This window comes from Sporosarcina sp. 6E9, from assembly GCF_017921835.1.
Lineage (GTDB): Bacteria > Bacillota > Bacilli > Bacillales_A > Planococcaceae > Sporosarcina.
The window spans coordinates 102532-121341 of the sequence record NZ_JAGEMN010000006.1; the positions used below are offsets into that span (position 1 = coordinate 102532).

Annotated in this window: 21 protein-coding genes and 1 riboswitch; of the genes, 9 read left to right on the forward strand and 12 right to left on the reverse strand. The window is 39.8% G+C overall.

Annotation, left to right across the window (positions count from 1 at the left end; genetic code table 11):
• Positions 1–139: 139 nt before the first annotated feature.
• Both J4G36_RS16840 and J4G36_RS16845 read right to left on the reverse strand, forming a co-directional pair.
• The gene (locus tag J4G36_RS16840) at positions 140–472 is read right to left on the reverse strand and encodes a hypothetical protein (protein WP_210471567.1); all 333 of its coding nucleotides are present in this window, start codon (positions 470–472) and stop codon (positions 140–142) included.
• Between the two features lie 65 nt (positions 473–537).
• Positions 538–1461, reverse strand: a complete 924-nt coding sequence (locus tag J4G36_RS16845; RefSeq protein ID WP_210471568.1) for a S66 peptidase family protein — start codon at positions 1459–1461, stop codon at positions 538–540.
• A 124-nt stretch (positions 1462–1585) separates the two neighbouring features.
• Here J4G36_RS16845 and J4G36_RS16850 point away from each other — a divergent pair, with 124 nt between their 5' ends.
• Both J4G36_RS16850 and J4G36_RS16855 read left to right on the forward strand, forming a co-directional pair.
• Positions 1586–2260: a hypothetical protein gene (locus J4G36_RS16850; protein ID WP_210471569.1), complete on the forward strand. Its 675-nt coding sequence runs from the start codon at positions 1586–1588 to the stop codon at positions 2258–2260.
• 133 nt (positions 2261–2393) lie between these two features.
• Positions 2394–3254, forward strand: a complete 861-nt coding sequence (locus J4G36_RS16855; protein ID WP_210471570.1) for a YitT family protein — start codon at positions 2394–2396, stop codon at positions 3252–3254.
• Between the two features lie 88 nt (positions 3255–3342).
• Here the strand turns inward: J4G36_RS16855 and J4G36_RS16860 are convergent, their stop codons facing one another.
• Together J4G36_RS16860 and J4G36_RS16865 are read right to left on the reverse strand one after the other, a co-directional pair.
• Positions 3343–3519 carry a hypothetical protein gene (locus tag J4G36_RS16860; RefSeq protein WP_210471571.1) on the reverse strand — a complete coding sequence of 59 codons (177 nt, stop codon included), beginning with the start codon at positions 3517–3519 and terminating at the stop codon, positions 3343–3345.
• 87 nt (positions 3520–3606) lie between these two features.
• Positions 3607–4674: an SDR family oxidoreductase gene (locus J4G36_RS16865; protein WP_210471572.1), complete on the reverse strand. Its 1068-nt coding sequence runs from the start codon at positions 4672–4674 to the stop codon at positions 3607–3609.
• Positions 4675–4912: 238 nt separating this feature from the next.
• On the opposite strand from J4G36_RS16865, the gene J4G36_RS16870 reads away from it, so the two are divergent.
• The 4 genes from J4G36_RS16870 (at position 4913) to J4G36_RS16885 (ending at position 9213) form a co-directional block, all read left to right on the forward strand.
• Positions 4913–6133, forward strand: coding sequence for a carboxylate--amine ligase (locus J4G36_RS16870; RefSeq protein ID WP_210471573.1), 1221 nt, complete (start codon positions 4913–4915; stop codon positions 6131–6133).
• 50 nt (positions 6134–6183) lie between these two features.
• Positions 6184–7227: a lipid II:glycine glycyltransferase FemX gene (locus J4G36_RS16875; RefSeq protein WP_210471574.1), complete on the forward strand. Its 1044-nt coding sequence runs from the start codon at positions 6184–6186 to the stop codon at positions 7225–7227.
• A gap of 37 nt (positions 7228–7264) precedes the next feature.
• The gene (gene cuyB / locus J4G36_RS16880; protein ID WP_210471575.1) at positions 7265–7960 is read left to right on the forward strand and encodes a cysteate racemase; all 696 of its coding nucleotides are present in this window, start codon (positions 7265–7267) and stop codon (positions 7958–7960) included.
• A gap of 107 nt (positions 7961–8067) precedes the next feature.
• On the forward strand, positions 8068–9213 hold the full coding sequence (locus J4G36_RS16885) for a DEAD/DEAH box helicase (protein WP_210471576.1): 1146 nt from the start codon (positions 8068–8070) through the stop codon (positions 9211–9213).
• Positions 9214–9308: 95 nt separating this feature from the next.
• Here J4G36_RS16885 and map read toward each other — a convergent pair whose 3' ends face one another.
• Entirely contained in the window at positions 9309–10055 is a 747-nt protein-coding gene (map, locus tag J4G36_RS16890) for a type I methionyl aminopeptidase (protein ID WP_210471577.1), read from the reverse strand.
• 118 nt (positions 10056–10173) lie between these two features.
• A complete protein-coding gene (locus J4G36_RS16895) occupies positions 10174–10515 on the reverse strand; it encodes a magnetosome magnetite crystal formation protein family (protein WP_210471578.1) in 342 nt (113 codons plus the stop codon).
• Positions 10516–10595: 80 nt separating this feature from the next.
• Positions 10596–10697: riboswitch (TPP riboswitch) on the forward strand.
• Between the two features lie 114 nt (positions 10698–10811).
• Here J4G36_RS16895 and thiT point away from each other — a divergent pair.
• On the forward strand, positions 10812–11375 hold the full coding sequence (gene thiT, locus J4G36_RS16900) for an energy-coupled thiamine transporter ThiT (protein ID WP_483315911.1): 564 nt from the start codon (positions 10812–10814) through the stop codon (positions 11373–11375).
• Positions 11376–11409: 34 nt separating this feature from the next.
• Here thiT and J4G36_RS16905 read toward each other — a convergent pair whose 3' ends face one another.
• On the reverse strand, positions 11410–12135 hold the full coding sequence (locus J4G36_RS16905) for a tryptophan-rich sensory protein (protein ID WP_210471580.1): 726 nt from the start codon (positions 12133–12135) through the stop codon (positions 11410–11412).
• 162 nt (positions 12136–12297) lie between these two features.
• On the opposite strand from J4G36_RS16905, the gene J4G36_RS16910 reads away from it, so the two are divergent.
• Together J4G36_RS16910 and J4G36_RS16915 are read left to right on the forward strand one after the other, a co-directional pair.
• Positions 12298–14100 carry a M3 family oligoendopeptidase gene (locus tag J4G36_RS16910; protein WP_210471581.1) on the forward strand — a complete coding sequence of 601 codons (1803 nt, stop codon included), beginning with the start codon at positions 12298–12300 and terminating at the stop codon, positions 14098–14100.
• Positions 14101–14106: 6 nt separating this feature from the next.
• Positions 14107–14652 carry a GNAT family N-acetyltransferase gene (locus J4G36_RS16915; RefSeq protein WP_210471582.1) on the forward strand — a complete coding sequence of 182 codons (546 nt, stop codon included), beginning with the start codon at positions 14107–14109 and terminating at the stop codon, positions 14650–14652.
• A gap of 114 nt (positions 14653–14766) precedes the next feature.
• Here the strand turns inward: J4G36_RS16915 and J4G36_RS16920 are convergent, their stop codons facing one another.
• From J4G36_RS16920 to J4G36_RS16940, 5 genes are all read right to left on the reverse strand, one after another.
• Positions 14767–15333, reverse strand: a complete 567-nt coding sequence (locus J4G36_RS16920) for a beta-class carbonic anhydrase (protein WP_210471583.1) — start codon at positions 15331–15333, stop codon at positions 14767–14769.
• A gap of 119 nt (positions 15334–15452) precedes the next feature.
• Entirely contained in the window at positions 15453–15593 is a 141-nt protein-coding gene (locus J4G36_RS16925; RefSeq protein WP_172373408.1) for a hypothetical protein, read from the reverse strand.
• Positions 15594–15714: 121 nt separating this feature from the next.
• Positions 15715–16947, reverse strand: a complete 1233-nt coding sequence (locus tag J4G36_RS16930) for an aminopeptidase (protein ID WP_210471584.1) — start codon at positions 16945–16947, stop codon at positions 15715–15717.
• A 156-nt stretch (positions 16948–17103) separates the two neighbouring features.
• A complete protein-coding gene (locus J4G36_RS16935) occupies positions 17104–17325 on the reverse strand; it encodes a DUF1128 domain-containing protein (RefSeq protein ID WP_210471585.1) in 222 nt (73 codons plus the stop codon).
• Between the two features lie 74 nt (positions 17326–17399).
• A complete protein-coding gene (locus J4G36_RS16940; RefSeq protein WP_210471586.1) occupies positions 17400–18761 on the reverse strand; it encodes an alanine/glycine:cation symporter family protein in 1362 nt (453 codons plus the stop codon).
• Positions 18762–18810 lie beyond the last annotated feature (49 nt).

The following is an 18810-nucleotide window of genomic DNA, read 5'->3' on the forward strand; positions in this document are numbered from 1 at the left end:
TAAACGAGCACTTGGAAGCACTCAAGTACTCGTTTTTTATCATTTAGTCGATTTCCATTCCGAGCGGGCACTTTGCTACGGGGTAGTGTAGGTGTAAAGTCCCGACTTGCAAGCAAACCACCCGTTACTGCAAGCAAAATCAAACCAATTCAATCTTATGAATGTCTTTATCCAAGATAATTAAAGATTGTCCTTTTTCATGCAATCTCACATGTCTAGGACCTCCCATAATTATCTCCACAAAATTGAATCCGACAAAGTTTAAGGTCCCTTGGATTTTATTTCCGTTAACTAGCTCAACCATCACTTCATTCCAAATTAGCCCATACATCCTGTAGGTCAGACTATCATCCAGACCGCCTAACCGAACTGAAAAATTCGTATCGCAAAGCTCTTTTCTGCAACCCTCATGATTGCATGGCGGACAGGTACAAGGTTTGGTTTCGTGAACTTTCTCTTGATTTGTCTTCATGACTTTCCTCTTTTCATTTTATTACTAGTATATGAATAAGAAAGCAAAGTCAATGGACGTTGAACTCAAGGACTAACGACTGGTTCCATAACAGTCAATGTTCGATTATAGGTGTTCATATTTACTGTTGCGCCAATCGGTATCGTAGCTTTAAATCTGCCGTGCGCAGTAGCTAGGTTGGACATCAGCGGTTTCCCTAATGGCACCAAGAATTGATTGATCAAATCGGTATAAGATTTTCCATATGCGACTTGGCAATTCGTGCATTCGCCCATAATGATCCCTGCACAATGATCGAACTTCTTAGCCAATAAAAGGTGGTTCAAGTATCTGAAAACCGTATTAATCGGCTCATGGGTTTCTTCGAGTAACAGAATTTTGCCCTTCGTATTAATCTCAAATGAAGTTCCTAAACTACCTATGAAAGAGGTAAGATTTCCACCGACGATCGGTCCCGAAACATTTCCAGGTACCAAACTTTGCAAGGCCATGCCAGGTGGATTCGTAATTTGCCATGAGGATGTCGTATTTGAAGTCGCATAGAAGAATTGGTCGAAATTATATTTTGGCGTATTAGATTTAAAGTCGATTAGTAGAAGACTTTGAAATGTGATTATCTGGGCATACTCATAAAGCACATTCAATAAAATCGTGATATCGCTATATCCCGAAACAATTTTCGGATTTCGAGCAATTACAGAAAAGTCTAGATAAGGTAAAATTCCTTCAACGCCCACACCGCCTCGCGCAGGCAAAATCCATTTAACTTTTTTGTTTTCAAACATATTCATCAAATCCGTTGCCATCTGCTCCGGGGGTGCAGCTAAAAATCCATTCGAGGAATAGACATGTTCACCAACTATGACATTGTAGCCCAGTCCTTTTAAATAAGTGATGCCTGCATTAATTCTACTTGCTGCTAATGGACTTCCCAGCGTAACGATCCCGACAGTATCCCCTCTTTGTAAAAGGGGTGGTTTTATAACCAATTTTAAATCCTCCCGATTTTTAATGGTTAAATTTTTCAAGGAAAATAATTTGCCATCTTGGACATTTTAGCTGTTATCTTATACTATGATGTCAAAGGTAATAAAAGCATTGGAGGGTTTATGTATGAATTTATTACAAGTCCGAAAAGGTCAACTTGTCTATTATAAAAATGAATTGCACAAAATTTATTCTGTTCGTCCTTTATCAAGATTGTCCATAAAATTGTACCGGGTGAAAGACATGGAACAAGTGAATTGCAGGGCCGACGAACTTACTTTGCACCGTCCGCAACATTTGGATTCATTTTTGTTTCAAGGATCCCGTTACACGCTTCGTAAAGACAAGCCAGCAGAAGTTGATGGGTACATCTTAATTACACGTCCAGACCCTGGCCAATTAGATCATTATACGCTAAACGAATTTGAAAAAGTCGGCGAACTTATGGGCGATAAAGTGTATACGACGCTTTACAACACGGTAAAGCCGAAAGAGTTTTTAGTGATGGAACCCGGCGGAGCACCTGATAGTAAAGAGATTGATTACTTGGATCAATCTTTGGTTACCCCAGAACAGGAAGAAGAAGATCGGAAGTTAGAAGAAACTGCCAGTGAAGAGGCATCGAAAACTCCATCAGTAGGAGACATTTATCTTAACTTAGACAATGGGATTAAATCAATGGTCGTCGCATTAGTGGATGATGAGGCGATTATGGGACACGGTGAACGTGTGAAGGCTGTCGATTTGTTTAATTCGGATAACTGGACCGTCATATACGCTACAGGCGAAGAAGATTTTTAAATTTACATGTAAAAACATTGTTGCGACAGCTGGTTATGTCGCAACAATGTTTTTTAAATTTGATCGTACTTGAGACGAACCGCGAGATTTTTGATAGAATAGGGAGGTTGGGTTCGAAAGGAGATCTATGGTCATGCGTACTTTTAAACAATCATTAGCATTTGAATATATACAAATAATTGTAGGTGCCGCATTAGTCGGTTTAGCGTTTAATATATTCCTTCTGCCAGCTCGCTTGGCAGCCGGAGGAGTTTCAGGTATTAGTACAATTATTTATGAAGTATTTCAATTTAATCCGGCCTATGTGCAATGGCTCATTAATATTCCGTTATTAATTGTTGGCATTGTTTTTATCGGCAGGGAGTTCAGTTTGAAAACGTTTGTTGGAACATTGTTCGTGCCGTTTACAATATGGGTTACACAGGGCATGGATCTTTCCGTAGATAATCCATTACTCAGCGCGATATACGGTGGGATTATGCTAGGCGTAGGTCTTGGTATTGTTTACCGGGGAAACGGTTCAACGGGAGGTACGGCTTTAATCGCACAAGTGTTGAAGAAATTTACGGGTCTTTCAAGTGGTTTTTCACAACTGCTTGTTGATGGATTAGTTGTTGTTACATCAGCGTTTGTGTTTAACTTTGAACTGGCTTTGTATGCGCTCATGTCTATTTACGTTACAAGCAAAGTCATCGATTTCGTCCAACTGCAAACGTCACCGACAAAGTTAATCCTTGTCATTACGGATAAAGAAGAAAAAATTCAATCCATTATTAAAAATGAAATTAACCGAGGCTTAACGAAAGTGAAGACCTTAGGCGGTTATTCAAATGAAGAGAAGACAATGATTTTATGTGTCGTTGAACAATCTGAAGCCATCTATTTTAAAAAGCTGTTGCAAGAAGTCGAGCCGGACTCATTTGTTATTTTCGTAAATGCATCCGAGATTCTAGGGCGTGGTTTTTCCAAAGCGCAATATGATAAAGATTTTTGAATGCGCACTTCGTTCGAAAAACAATCCTCGGAAAAGAGAATAGGACATAAAAAATCCAGCACTCCTTGTGAGTACTGGATCGTTCTTTTTATTTGTTATCAGTCGGGTTATTATAAGCGCTCTTACTGCCCTTAAGCTGTTGTTGTGCTTCTTTTTTTAACTCAGATACTTGTTCTTCTGCTTTTTTTGCTGCATCCTCGGCATTTTTAGCCCAGTCAGTGCCCATCTCGACATTTTCGTTCTTTTTATTATTTGAAGAATCCATCTGTAAGCCTCCATTCAACTTTCAGGATTGTTCTTTCTATTTTCCCCAATCCTCTTAAAATTAAACTGGTTGTTTTATCCTGAATGGTTACAGATTGCTATCTTGAATTCCAAAATAAGCATTAATAATCATTTTCAACGTTTCTTCTGGCATATGAAGATGGTCAATTTCCGACCCTGCGATTAATTCGACAGTATTGTCATCTTTAAAATCGAAGGAACGAGATAGATAATCGATAAATACGCTGATCATGTCATTTAACCGAACTTCTTCGGTTGTGAGGTTTGCGTTTTCGGCATCCTCGATGATCTCTAATTTATCGAAGTCGAGTGCGTTTTTGATCAACGTTAAAATATCGAAATTCGTTGCTGGATCAGGATTCGTAATATTGTAAATTGTATTCGGTTTTGCCTTACTTTCAGCTAGCGCTAAAATATCTGCCACATAATTGACCGGCACGAAATTCGATGTAGCATGTTTACTGCCGAGAACCCGATAGACTCGGTCTGGTTCTTCAGATGACCTTGAAATCCGTCTTTTAAATACATCAAGCGCGCGCATAAAGCCATATAAGGTAAATTCTGAATCGGCTTCACCCGTAATGGAGTCGCCGACAATAATTGACGGTCGGAAAATAGACACATCAAAGTCTTTCGAATAAGTGAAAGCAAGATGTTCAGATTGTACTTTACTATCTTCGTATGGATTATGACCCGCAACATCAATTGGGTAAAGTTCCTCGATTCCATGCGCATGCTTGCCCACGGTATATGCTGTACTGATATAAAAGAATTTAGATACGTTTAAGCGTTTGGCAAGTTCAAGTGCCTGCTTCGTACCATCGTAATTAATCGAAAATATTTCGTCGCGTAATTCTATATCGAATTTCACGAGAGCAGCTAGATGATAAAATATCGATACTTCATTCGTCAGCTTGTTAACTTCATCTTCATTCAGTCCGCAGTTTGGTTTTGTGATATCTCCGCGAAGCAGTGTGATGCGATTTGTCGCGTCACCTGGAAGTGTTGAAACTAGTCGTTCAGCTTTCTCTATATCTCTCACAAGCACATATAAGTTATGCGTTGTCGATTGTAAAAGATTCGTTAGCAGTTTTCCACCTAAAAATCCTGTAGTACCAGTTAAAAAAATCGTCAAACCGTACGCCTCCATCAATTGGATTGAAAAAATAAAACCTTGTATCATTTCTATTTTAGATTATCGCATAAATCCCGATGAAAAGATAAGAATCGCCTCGTAAAATTGACAGTGTCCCTTTTTTCACGTAGATTTAAGGATGTGTGTGTTCTTATTTTAGCGTAATGAACGGCTATATAAATTTCATTTTACGAGGTGCCTGAAGGAAAGACACTTGTATAGAAATGAGGAGTTATTAATGAAAAAAGAAGACTTTCTACCAGTGATACTGGGATCTGACGATAATGCTTATGGAATGGCAAGAGCGTTCCATGAACAATACGGGATAAAGAGCATCGTAGTAACAAAAGGACATATATTGCCGACGATGCATAGTAAAATTGTAGAAAAAAAGATTTATGAGAAATTGGACGAACCAACGCATTTTATTCAAAGCATGCTTGAGTTACATAAAGAGTTAAAAAATCGTGCAGAAAAACTGCTCGTGATTGCAAGTAACGAAAACTACGCTGAACTTGCGATTCGTCACAAAGCAGCGCTTGAACCGCATTATATCCTGCCGTTCATCAGCGAAAAACTGATGGATCAGGTTGTTTATAAAGAACGTTTTTATGAAATGTGCGAGGAGCATGGGCTCGATTATCCGGACACGCTAATCTTCAAAAAAGGCATGGAACCGGAAATGGAGCTTCCATTCGATTTTCCGATTGTCGTAAAGCCGTCGGACAGTATGACTTATTTTAATGCGCAATTTGAAGGGAAGAAAAAGGCTTATGTTCTTCACGATAAGGCAAGTTTCATAAAGACAATTAACGATATTTATTCATCGACATATGAAGACTCACTCATCGTCCAAGATTATATTCCAGGTAACGACACGGTGATGCGCGTGTTAAATGCTTATGTCGATCAACATGGAAAAGTGCGTATGATGTGTTTAGGCCGCGTTATCCTAGAGGATTACACCCCGATTCTAATAGGTAACTACGTCGGGATTATTGGTGAGGAAAATCAAGAAATTTATGCGAAATATAAAAACTTCCTTGAGAAAATCGGATTTAGAGGCTACGCCAATATCGATTTGAAATACGACCGCCGCGATGGCAAGTATAAGATTTTCGAATTGAATATTCGTCAAGGTCGCAGTAGCTACTTTGTAACGGCAAATGGTTACAATATGGCGAAGTATCTCGTAGAGGACCGGGTTTACGATCGTCCTGCACCAACCGAATACGGCACGAATAATCATTTATGGCATACAGTGCCAAAAGATCTTTTGATCAAATATACGATGGATGAGGATTTGAAAAAACAAGTCATCAATCGATTCGATCAAGGTGAATCTTCAAGCACACTTTATTATCCCAAAGATTTAGGGCTTATTCGCCGATTCAAATTAAATTCGTTTTATAAGGATTACTATGGAAGATTTGAAAAATATTTTAAGTTGAAAGAGTAAGGTAATGTCTCGGATTATGGTTGATTCGAGAAAATGGAGGGTTTAACGGAATGGCTTTGCTTGATAAAACAAATAAGCAAGACGTGAAAAGATATGATGATTTTGTTCGAAACTCAAAGTTTCGTTCGGTGACTCAAGATCGTTTATGGTCTGAAGTGAAGGACGATTGGGGAAATGAACATGTCTATTTAGAGAGAAACGGTGAAATTGTTGCTGCGCTTTCAATATTGATCAAGCGTCTACCCGGTGGATATTCGGTTCTTTATGCACCGAGGGGACCGGTTTGCGATGTTTCAGATTTGGCACTCGTGGAAGAGCTGATAAAAGAAGCTGATATAGTCGCTAAAAAGTATAAAGCAATCATGTTAAAGTTCGATCCGGAAGTGTCGTATTCGGATGAATTGTACAATTTATATAAAAATAACGGTTATAGTTTAATTTCAAAAGATGATGATCAAGACAAATTGATACAACCGAGATTAAATATGATTCTTTATTTGGAAGATCATGATGAAGAGTCTATTATGATGAAGTTCTCGAAAAGATGTCGAAGCTCGATTCGCGGATCGGCTAGAAGAGGCGTAGAAGTTCGGTATTCACGTAGCGATGAGGACATAGAAATCCTTCACGATGCCTATATGACAATGGCTGCGCGGAATAAGATTTCAACTCGATCGGTTGAATACTTCAAACAAATCCGAGACTCTTTTGGCGAAGATTGCAGAATTTATATCGCAACGCATGAAGATGACATATTAGCAGCTGGTTTGACAATCAATTATTACGGGAAACTATATTTCCTTTATGCAGGAAGCACAAATATAAAGCGCAACTTGAATCCGAATCACCTCATGAATTATGAGATGATAAAATGGGGGATTGAAACAGGGGCCGAGCAATATGATTTCGGCGGCGTTTTCGAGCTATCGAACAATGATGGTTTATATATGTTTAAAAAGAGTTTTTGTGATAAAGATGAGCCGGCTCAGTACATTGGCGAGATAAATAAAGTTTATAAACCGTTTATGTACAATATACTAGAGTCTGTCGTACCTAAAATACAAAACTTGCGGAAGAAAATCAGTCGCAGGTAGTCGTTGGTGAAATCATAAAGTAAAGGTTTGAAGTGATATGAAAAAGAAAACTTTAGGCATTATCGGCGGTGTTGGTCCATTAGCGACGATGTATATTGGCGAAATGCTTGTACGACTTACAGATGCCGACACAGATCAGGAACATATAAATATGGTCATCACCAATAATACGACGATTCCAGACCGAACGGCATTTATTTTGGGTGAGAGTGCGGATGATCCTGTTCCGTATATTATTTCGGATGCGAATAAACTTCGCGTAGCTGAAGCCGAAGTATTAATCATGCCGTGCAATACTGCGCATTCTTTTTACAATCAAATTCAAATGGAATCAGACTTGCCCATTATTAATATGATTGATGAAACAGCTGCGCGAGTGCAACAAATGAATGCGAAACGTGTAGGAATACTTGCGACTACAGGGACAATTTCTTCTGGCGTTTATCAAGACGCGTGTGAAAAGTATGGGTTGACCCCAGTTTTGCCAGATGCTCATATCCAATCACTCGTCATGGCGCTCATTTATGACGATGTTAAAGCAGGAAAACCTGCGGATCGGGATAAATGGGAAGCAATTAGTCATGCGATGAAAGCATTAGAATGTGATGTTCTAATACTCGGCTGTACGGAATTGTCAATCGTGCGTAAAGAACTTAAGCTTGAAGGATGCATCGATTCACTTCTTGTGCTTGCTGAAGTAGCAATCAAGACATGCGGTTATCAATTAAAGTAAACTAAAGCATTCAGAAGTGTGCGATGGCAACTTCTGAATGTTTTTTAAATGGATAGTTATATGGGCTATGATACACTTGAACGAACAGACAGAAAGTAGGGATAAAGATGACTTTCGTAGAAAAAATGGACGATGTATTTAAAGATAAGTGGAAGTTTAAAAATGAAATGCCTATCCAGAAAAAAATGATTCCAGAATTTCTTGCAGGAAAGGATATCGTTGCTCAATCTCCGACAGGCACGGGAAAAACGCTTGCCTACACGATACCCCTTTTACATTTAGTGGACGGTAGCAAACAACAAACGCAAGGGCTAATTGTTGCGCCTTCACAAGAGTTGGCGATTCAAATCACAGATGTTATTCGGGAATGGATAGTAGGGACAAACATTACAGTGACACCTTTAATCGGCGGGGCAAATACTAAGCGCCAAATTGACCGATTAAAAAAGAAACCGACAATTGTCGTAGGCACGCCGGGTAGGCTTGCCGAGCTTATTCAGACAAAAAAGCTAAAGATATTCGAAGCGAAGCATATCATTCTGGATGAAGGCGATTTACTATTATCGCGCGATCATCGCGTCAGTATAAAAAATATGATTAGTGGTGCAAACCCCGACCGTCAAGTGGTCGTTGTATCCGCTACGATTACCGATGAAATCGAACGGGTTGCAAGTGAATTTATGAAAGAACCCCTACGTATTCATCTTGATGCGGAACATATGCCGAAACTGGGCACAATTACGCATTCATATATTAATACGACTTTGCGAGATAAAACAGATCTTTTAAGGGGGCTTTCTCACCTGAAAGGTATGCAAGCGCTCGCTTTTGTGAATCACATTGACCAAGCAAGAGTGAAAGATTTGAAGTTAAATTATAATAAGGCGCCAATTGTTGTTCTTCACTCTAATATGCGTTCAAATGATCGCCAAACCGCACTTGAACGTTTTCGGAAAGGGGACGCTTCAATTTTGATTGCTACGGATGTCGCTGCGCGTGGATTGGATATTGAAGGCCTCACACATGTTATCCACGTTGATACGCCGCATACAGTCGAACAGTATGTGCATCGTTCCGGAAGAACTGGACGCGCGGGTGCAGACGGGGAAGTGCTATCCTTATTGACACCAGCCGAAGAGCGGGATTATCGCAAATTGACAAGAGGGATTCGTCCAGTTGAAAAGATTTGGCGGAATGGCCGACTGCAAGAAGTATCCTCAATACCTAGAAGACCCACAAATAGAAGGAAATAAAAAAAGTTGTCGATGAAATCCTCTGTTGAGGATTTATCGACAACTTTTTATGTTCTGCCGCGCGGGAGCTGCTTTAAAAAAACAGACGCCCATTATTAGATTTCAGTCAAAATAATCGGTTTATCTTTTGTCACGATAATCGTATGTTCGATTTGTGCGACAAGTGAGTTGTCAGGCGTTACAAATGTCCATCCATCGCCTAATTCAATAATGCTTTCCGCTTTTTCCGAAATGAAAGGCTCCACAGCTAAAACCATTCCTTCTTTGAGCAATGTTTTATCCCATGCATCATAATAATTGAGAATATGTTGCGGTTCCTCGTGCAATGATTTTCCGATACCGTGACCTGTTAAGTTACGGATAACGGTTAAGCCGTTTCGTTTTGCTTCACTTTCGACAGCTTTTCCGATGCCACTTAAATTAGAACCAGCTTTTACACGTAACATAGCACGGTCAAATGCTTCTTTCGCTACATCGCATAATTTTTGTTTTCTTTCATCAGGGGTTCCCACGACAAATGAAATACCTGTATCTGCAAAATATCCACCCGCAGATCCTGAAACGTCTATGTTTACAATATCTCCATCTTTAATAACCCGTGACCCAGGAATGCCGTGCGCCACTTCATTATCGACACTGATGCAAGTGTATCCCGGAAAATCATATTCAGCGATTGGAGCAGAAACAGCACCTTTCTCTTTGAAAAGGCGTCCTCCGATTTCGTCTAATTCTTTCGTTGTCATACCAGGGACAGTCGCTTCCTTCATCGTATCTCTAATTTCAGCAACTATTTTCCCGATCTTTCTTAAGCCTGAAAAATCTTGTTCTGTTTTAGCAATCATGTATTGTACAATCCTTTCTTGCCTGCGTTTATTTACATCCTACACTATAGCATAAAAAACAATATAAAAAAGCCTGCACACATTAATAATGTATGCAGAAGAAATAGGAAAACGACTACTATTTCAACAGTTTCACACCGTGATATACATTCCATACGATGACGATTAAAAATAGTGCAGAATAGATGAGTGTGAATATAAATGGTGCAAAACTCCAAAAGTCAAAACCGCCGCTCAGAATACTAGTTACTCTATTTTCGAAGGAAAACATAGAAAGTGAAAAGATAATTATCCCAGCAATTAAAAGAATAACAGGAATCAGATGAGATATGAAAGCCCGTCTGGCATGATTTTTTACTTCTTGTTCATCCGTAACCAAATAGATGACAAACGGCAGCAATAAAGGAAAGAAGAATACACTAAAATAGCATAAAGAACTTACTAGTTTTTGATTTGTCATCGCTATCCTCCTTGAACGTATAAGGTCAGCTTGCTATAAAACACCATCTATTATACAATAGATTAGGAAAACTTAATAAGCTAAACCACAAGGGGAGCCGTTTCGGCTGAGATAAGACAACTCGTTTTGACCCTTCGAACCTGTAAGATTATTCTTGCGTAGGGATGTGGATGGAAACAGACCTTATTGAAAGACGTGCGTTTCGCTTCTTTCTTAATAGAGACGTCCCGTTCTATCCGGGATGTCTTTTTTTATTTCAATCCGGCATCCCTGCGACAACTAGTTGGGAGAAGATTATATTGAACAGAGGTAGATTACAATTATTATTGGAAATCGCAATTTTAGGCGCGCTTTCATTCGTACTTGATCAGTTAACGGTCTTTCAAATGCCGCAAGGTGGATCTGTCACACTATCAATGTTGCCAATCATTGTAATGGCATTTAGATGGGGCCTAGTTGGCGGTATGTTAACTGGATTTATAAGCGGATTGTTGCAATTAATAACAGGCGGTAAAGTGTTTCATTGGGCACAAGCGCTTCTTGATTATACATTAGCTTACACGCTAGTCGGAGTAGCCGCAATAACAGGAATTTGGTTAATGAGAAACATCGCGAAAAAGAACAAGGGCGGTATGACCGCCGCTATTATTACGGGAACAATCATTGGCGGGCTTCTTCGCTATCTAATCCATTTTATTGGCGGAATTGTCTTTTTCGGATCGTATGCACCCGAAGGTCAACCTGCATGGCTATATTCACTTCTTTATAACGGAAGCTATATGATTCCTTCCATCATCATTTGTGCGATTGTAGCAGTGCTATTATTCACGACGGCTCCAAGATTATTAAAACGCACATAAAAAATAACCTTTCCTCCCAAAGTGGGCGGAAAGGTTATTTTTCTGATGGTTTTAATAAATAAAAGCTAGCTCCAATAACGGCCGTAAGGAAAAGGGCAGCTGTAGAAACAAAGAGCTCATCAAAACCGTTTTTCACTGCAATGCCGATAAAAACCCATATGAATACCGCGTTAAAGGCAATATCACGATAATGATACAAAAAGTGAAGCGCAATTGCGGTTGAAACTGTCAAATAGATGACAGCCCACAGTGAATTACTTAGCCCCCATCCGCTCCATTCATGAAAGGTGAGCAGATAATTTATGAGTTCGATTAAAGAGATGACGCTGCAGCCAAATAACAATGAAATCGGAACTCTATCCCAAAAATGATTCTCTCTTTTTGGGTACGTAAAATAAAGAGCAGCAGTCAGCAGAAGCATTGATAGGATAACGATAAATTCTAAATTGAAAAATTCATAATGCCAAGAATAAATCATAATACTATTTAATAATGTGATGAAAATGAATAAAATGGCTCTAATGTTCAAGATTGCTTTATTATAATTGACTTGGGTACGCCAAAAGTTATAAATCCAACCGCCGAGCAATATATAGATGAATACCCAAATAGCTAGTACATAGCTAGCGGGTGTAAATAGAATGGGTAATCGATTCATGATTTCTGCTGCTGTTAAATTATTAAAAGGAATAGAAATTGAAATAACATAGACAGTAATCGTGAAAAGCAGTGATAACGCCATGGTGATTATTCGCAACATGTTAAAATCCTCCTAATAAATCAGTATACAGTTGAAAGCATGCCCGTGCGAATGTAATTATGAAACTTCTGTCACAAAAAGGATTCTTTTCGATTCTCGAAATTACATGGTATAATAGAGAGGTATATTTAGAAAATTGGAAATGCCTAGGGAGGAACAAAAATGAATGATGTGAAGTATTCTGAAGTATGGGATTTAGATGTATTTTTTAAAGGTGGAAGCGAATCTGAAGAATTAAGAACACATCTAAATGGTGTCGACGAGTTACTTAATTCATTAGAAAAAGAAGCGGTTAAATTTAACGTTCCCGAATCAGTAGGAGCTGCACAGAATATTGTTAACCTAATTGAATCGATTAAAACCGTCGCGTTGAACTTATCGCAAGCAGGCGCAGTAATTGGATGTTTCATTGCGGCAGATACAACAGACAAAAAAGCGCTTTTATTGCAGGGTGAAACGAGTACGCTTGGTGCACGATTCTCGACTGCAATGTTGAAAATTCAACAAACACTTTCAAAATCGGACGATGCAGTTTGGAATAGCCTTATGGAGTCAGTTGAACTAAAAGAATTTGCATTTGTACTAACAGAGTGGCGCGAAGAGGTATCGTTAAAACTTTCGGAAGAGGAAGAAAGTTTAGTAACAGCACTAAGTGTTGACGGGTATCACGGATGGGGAAAATTGTATGATCAACTCGTTGGCGATATTAAAATTACAATTGAAGTAGACGGAGAAGAAAAAGAATTATCCGTTGGCCAGGCAGCTAACTTAAGCGCTAACTCCGATGCAGACGTTCGTAAGCGTTCTTTCGAAGCATTGGAAGCTGCATGGGAAGAGAAAGAAGACTTCTTCGCAGCTACCTTAAATCATTTGGCCGGATTTAGACTAGCCGTTTATAAAAAGCGCGGATGGGACTCTGTTCTAAAAGAACCATTACTCACAAATCGAATGAGTGAAGATACGCTTGACGCAATGTGGGGAGCAATCGGTGCCAATAAAGCACCATTTGTTGACTATTTAAATGTGAAGGCAAAAATGCTTGGAACTGAAAAGATGAACTGGTACGACATCGATGCGCCTGTTACGGAATCGACGATGGAATTATCCTACCAAGAAGGTGCAGAGTTTATCTTGAAACATTTCGGCGAGTTCGGACCGCAACTCGAGTCGTTTTCGAGAAAAGCTTTTGAAGATCGATGGATTGAAGCTGAAGATCGTCCGAACAAACGACCGGGCGGATTCTGTACGGGAATGCCGATGTCTGAGCAATCTCGTATCTTCATGACTTATAGTGGCTCGATGTCGAATGTTGCGACACTTGCGCATGAACTAGGCCATGCGTTCCACTCGTACGCGCTCCGTCCGGTTCATTGGATGAACCGACGCTATGCGATGGGCGTAGCTGAAACGGCTTCTACTTTCGCGGAAATGATTGTTGCAGACGCGGCAGTAAAAGCAGCAGAAACAAAAGATGAAAAAATAGCCTTACTAGAAGATAAAATTCAACGAAGTGTAGCATTTTTCATGAATATTCATTCGCGCTTCTTATTTGAAACACGTTTTTATAAAGAGCGCGAAAAAGGAATTGTTTCAGCAAGCAGATTAAATGAGCTAATGGAAGAAGCACAAAGAGAAGCTTTCGGAGATGCACTAGATACCGTTCACCCGCATTTCTGGGCGTCAAAACTTCATTTTTACATTACAAGTGTTCCATTTTACAATTTCCCGTACACGTTTGGATACTTGTTCTCTCTAAGCATTTATGCGAAAGCGTTAGAAGAAGGCGCTGGTTTTGAGGATAAATATATCGCTTTGCTCCGTGATACAGCAGTCATGAGTGTTGAGGACCTTGCGATGAAACATCTAGCGGAAGACATTACAAAACAAGAATTCTGGGCTAAGGGCGTTGCACTATGCGTGAAAGACGTTGAGGACTTTCTTGAACTCACTACAAAAGAAGGTTGATAAAAAATGATTCTTCTCGAAGGTGAAAGTTGTTACTTGCGGATTTTAACTGAAGAGGATGCACCAAACTTCACGAAATTATTAAGTGCTAATAAAAGGTATTGGTCAATATTTGAACCGAGACAAGAACCAGGATTTTACACTGTTGCAATCCAAAGAGATAAAATCAGAGAATCGCTTTTTCAGATGAGAGATCGAAGAGAATATAACTTCGGAATATTCAAAAGGGATACAAATCAATTAATTGGCCATATCTCGCTATACAGTATTAAACGACTTCCTTTTTCCAGTGGATTCATCGGCTACTCAATCGATGAAAGGCATACTAGAAAGGGAATCGGGTCGGAAGCGGTTCGTCTTGTAACAGCATTCGCATTCGACCGGGTCGCGCTACATCGTGTCGAAGCTTATGTTTCCCCGCGAAATAAAGGTTCGATTACCGTTCTTGAAAGATCAGGCTATCAGCTTGAAGGATTATTACGACAAATCCTCTATATAAACGGTGTGTGGGAAGATCATTATATGTATGCAATGATTGAGGACGACTTTTGAAAGGGTAAGACCGCTTTGCGGAAACTAAAAGCAAAATTAAAAAGCCGATTCCGGTAAAAAGGAATCGGCTTTTGCTTATTATTTTGTAGATTGCCCGGGAAATATGTCGAATACCTAATTATTTTCATACCCGTCAATAATGGTATCCAATTCACCGGTTGTCGGGTTAATAACCAATCCATGAATAGGAACTTTTGGATCCATCAATGGGTGATTTCGTACCTGTTCCACACTAGCTTTAACACTCTCGTTTACATCTTCGAATCCATGTAGCCATCCTTCCATATCAATGCCTGAATATTGAAGGGTTTTGAAAAGGCTTTTGTCGATTCCACGTTCAACCATATCTTCGATGATATGCTCAGTGTCAATCGAATTCATCCCGCAGTCATGATGTCCGATGATAAATACTTCATCGGCTTGAAGTTCATAGACCGCAATAAGAATGCTACGCATGATTCCACCGAAAGGATGCGTAACTACAGCGCCAGCACTTTTGATGATCTTGGCGTCGCCATTTTTTAGGTTCATTGATTTGAGTAGAAGTTCCGTAAGGCGTGTGTCCATGCATGTTAAAATAACGATTCTTTTATCAGGGAATTTCGTTGTAGAATACTGTTCGTATTCTTTTTCATTCACAAACTGCTGATTATGTTCAAGTATTTCACCAAGAAGTGTCATAGAAAAAGCTCCCATCTGTTTGGATTTCAGCCTCGGGCGGTTGCCTCCGGTTTCATTCTACCCATTGTACTGAAAAAAGGGGAAAAAGAAAAGAGCTGCCTATGCAGCTCTTAGTAATCTTAGTAATTTGTATCTGGTTTAGGATCTATTTTAGTCGCTTCAGAAGAATCAAATGCTTTAACTAGAAAATGCATGATGAATCCTGCTGATAGACCAAGCATTACCATGTATCCAATAACTGTTAAGTACATTAAGCCCATATCATTGACCCCTCTCATTATCATAATCATAATCTCTCTATCTGTATTATACCTTATTTAGATGAAAAATTTAAGGGGTTCGTGAACAATCGTAATCAATTGTGACAAATCATTGAACGATTTAAAACGCCCAGTTGCCTTTGCGGAATACAGCCTCTGTCGAACCATCTTCATTTACGCCGTCAATATCCATATCCTCGGATCCGACCATAAAATCGACATGGGTAATACTTTGGTTCAATCCGTGTTTCTCAAGATCTTCCCGGGCCATTGTTTTTCCGCCTTCTAGACAAAATGCATATGCACTGCCTAGCGCGAAGTGGTTTGATGCATTTTCATCAAACAATGTATTGTAAAATAACACATTTGATTGTGAAATAGGGGAGGCATGCGGAACCAGCGCAACCTCGCCAAGTCGTTTCGCACCTTCATCGGTATCGATTAAGCGTTCCAATACTTCCTGACCTTGTTCGGCTGAAATGTCAGTCACACGGCCATTTTCAAAAATGATTTTAAAGTTATCGATAATGTTACCGCCGTAGCTTAATGGCTTTGTGCTTGATACGTAGCCGTTAACGCCATCTTTATGCGGTACTGTAAATACTTCTTCTGTCGGCATATTCGCCATAAATTCATGACCTTTTTCGTTTAGGCTACCTGCTCCGCACCACAAATGACCTGCGGGTAGTTCAACAACCAAATCTGTCCCTGGTGAACGGTAATGCAATTTCTTATAACGTTTTTCGTTCAAATAATCTACTTTTTCATGCAATGTTTTATCATGGTCAATCCAAGATTGAACTGGATTTTCAGTATCCGCTCTAACGGCTTTAAAAATCGCATCCCAAAGAGCGGGAACTTGTTCTTCGTCAGATAGCTCAGGGAAGACTTTTGCTGCCCATGCTTTTGAAGGTGTGGCAACAACTGTCCAGCTAAATTTATCGGCCTGCATATCTTGACGGAATTTATCGAGTGCAATTCCCGATGATTTTTGTGCTTCGCTAATCCGGGATGGTTCAATACCTTGTAATAAATCTGGACTTTGAGACATGATACTCATAAATGCGGCCCCTTTTGCACCGAGTTGTTCACGCTCCATAACTTTCCACTCAGGGAACTCGGAGAATGAATCAGCCGGCGCTTTTTCAAAACGCAGACGTGAAATTACATCATCGGAAAAGTCTACGATGACTTGTCGTGCACCTGCATCATAGGCTTTTTCAGTGACTAAGCGAACAAATTCAACTGCATCCGTTGAAGCGCTAATAAAAAGATATTGATCCGGTTGAATATTGACGCCTACCTTAACGGCTAATTCAGCGTAATTAGTAAGCTGTTGTTCAAATGTGGACATGTACATTACTCCTTTCGATATACTGTTAATAGTACCAATTTTCAACCACAAGGTACACATTATTTTGTGAATTGAGTCATAGAGTATTTAGAAAGTTCTTTCGGGGGAATAAAAAAGAAGCTTTCTCTTCCAATTGGAAAGAAAGCTTCTTCTCCTTTAATTTCGTAAAGCTCCCAGTTCTGCAGCGATGGCTTCGATTTCATTCGAACTGATATGATTACGCTTCATGACCATATTGTACATATAGAGCAAATCGTCGTATTTATCAGTGTCGAAGTGTTCCGCTTTCATCGCATCAACATTAACCATACGAAGTTTTTCTTTGATCTGCTCAACCATATACATTACATTTTCCTCTGAAGGTTTTGTTAAATCCATGATTAGTAGCCGCCTTTCATTAACTGTCACTTATCATTTCATTATATCTTAAACCTGTCAAATGGAAAGTACAATTATAGATTAGACTTCTTCGCCGCTTCTTCTTCCTTAATTTTTGCTTGGACTCTTTTGGTCTCATAAATGATGACCCCGGATAATCCCAAGAGTCCAATTAAGTTCGGGATTGCCATTAGACCATTCAACACATCGGCGAGTGCCCAAATTACATCAAGGGAGGCTGTCGCACCTACAAAGATAAATAGCACGAAAGCAAGTCTGTAAAAGCGAACTGCTAAAACGTTCGGGAATAAATATTGGAAACATTTTTCGCCGTAATAGCCCCAACCGAAAATAGTAGATGTTGCAAAGAATATTAGACCGATAGAAACAACAATTGGACCAGCACCGCCTAGGAATTCACCAAAAGCCGCTGCAGTTAAAGCGCCTGCTTCAATGGATGTATCTTTCCACTGTCCGGACATAACAATAGTAATACCGGTAATTGAACAAATGATAAGTGTGTCAAATAGAACTTGTGTCATTGAAACAAGTGCTTGTCTGCCAGGCATATCTGTTTTTGCTGCAGCCGCTGCGATTGGTGCAGATCCAAGACCAGCTTCGTTTGAGAACAGTCCGCGTGCAACCCCAAAACGAATTGCCGCTCCAATTGAGCCACCAACTGCAGCTTCCCCCGTAAACGCAAATTTGAAAATCATGCCTAACGCTTCGGGAACAAGGTTGATGTTTAGTATCATGACAATTGCACCAGCGATTAGATAAAAGAGTGCCATAATTGGTACGAAAAATGCAGTGACGCGTCCAATTACCTTAATACCTCCTAGAATAACAGATCCTGCTAGTAAGACTAGTACGAGACCGGTAGCCCAGTGAGGAAAAGAAAACGTTTGAGACATTACATCTGCAACAGCCTTTGCTTGTGTACCGTTACCGATACCGAATGCTGCTAGCGCACCAAATATTGCAAAAAGAACGCCAAGCCATTTCTGTTTTAGCCCATGTTCAAGATAATACATCGGGCCGCCTGCCATTTGCCCATTGGCGTCTTTAACACGGTATTTAACCGCAAGAATGGCTTCACCGTATTTTGTAGCCATTCCAAAAAATCCAGCCATCCACATCCAGAAGATTGCCCCCGGTCCTCCGAGTACGACAGCTGTAGCGACACCTACAATGTTACCGACACCTACAGTGGCAGCCATTGCAGTCATAAGCGCTTGGAAATGTGAAATGTCTCCCTCTGATTTCTTATCTTGGTTTCTAGAGAATACTAGTTTTAAAGCGTAAGGTAGTAATCTTAATTGAATGATTCCTAGTCTCGCTGTTAAATAGATTCCAGTACCCACAAGCAGGATAAGTAAAGGTGGACCCCATATGATGCCACCGATATAATCCAGAAATTCTTTAAAACTCCCCATTTCAATCCCTCCAATTTGTCTATAGAAATAATTAAGGTTGTCCAGTTTC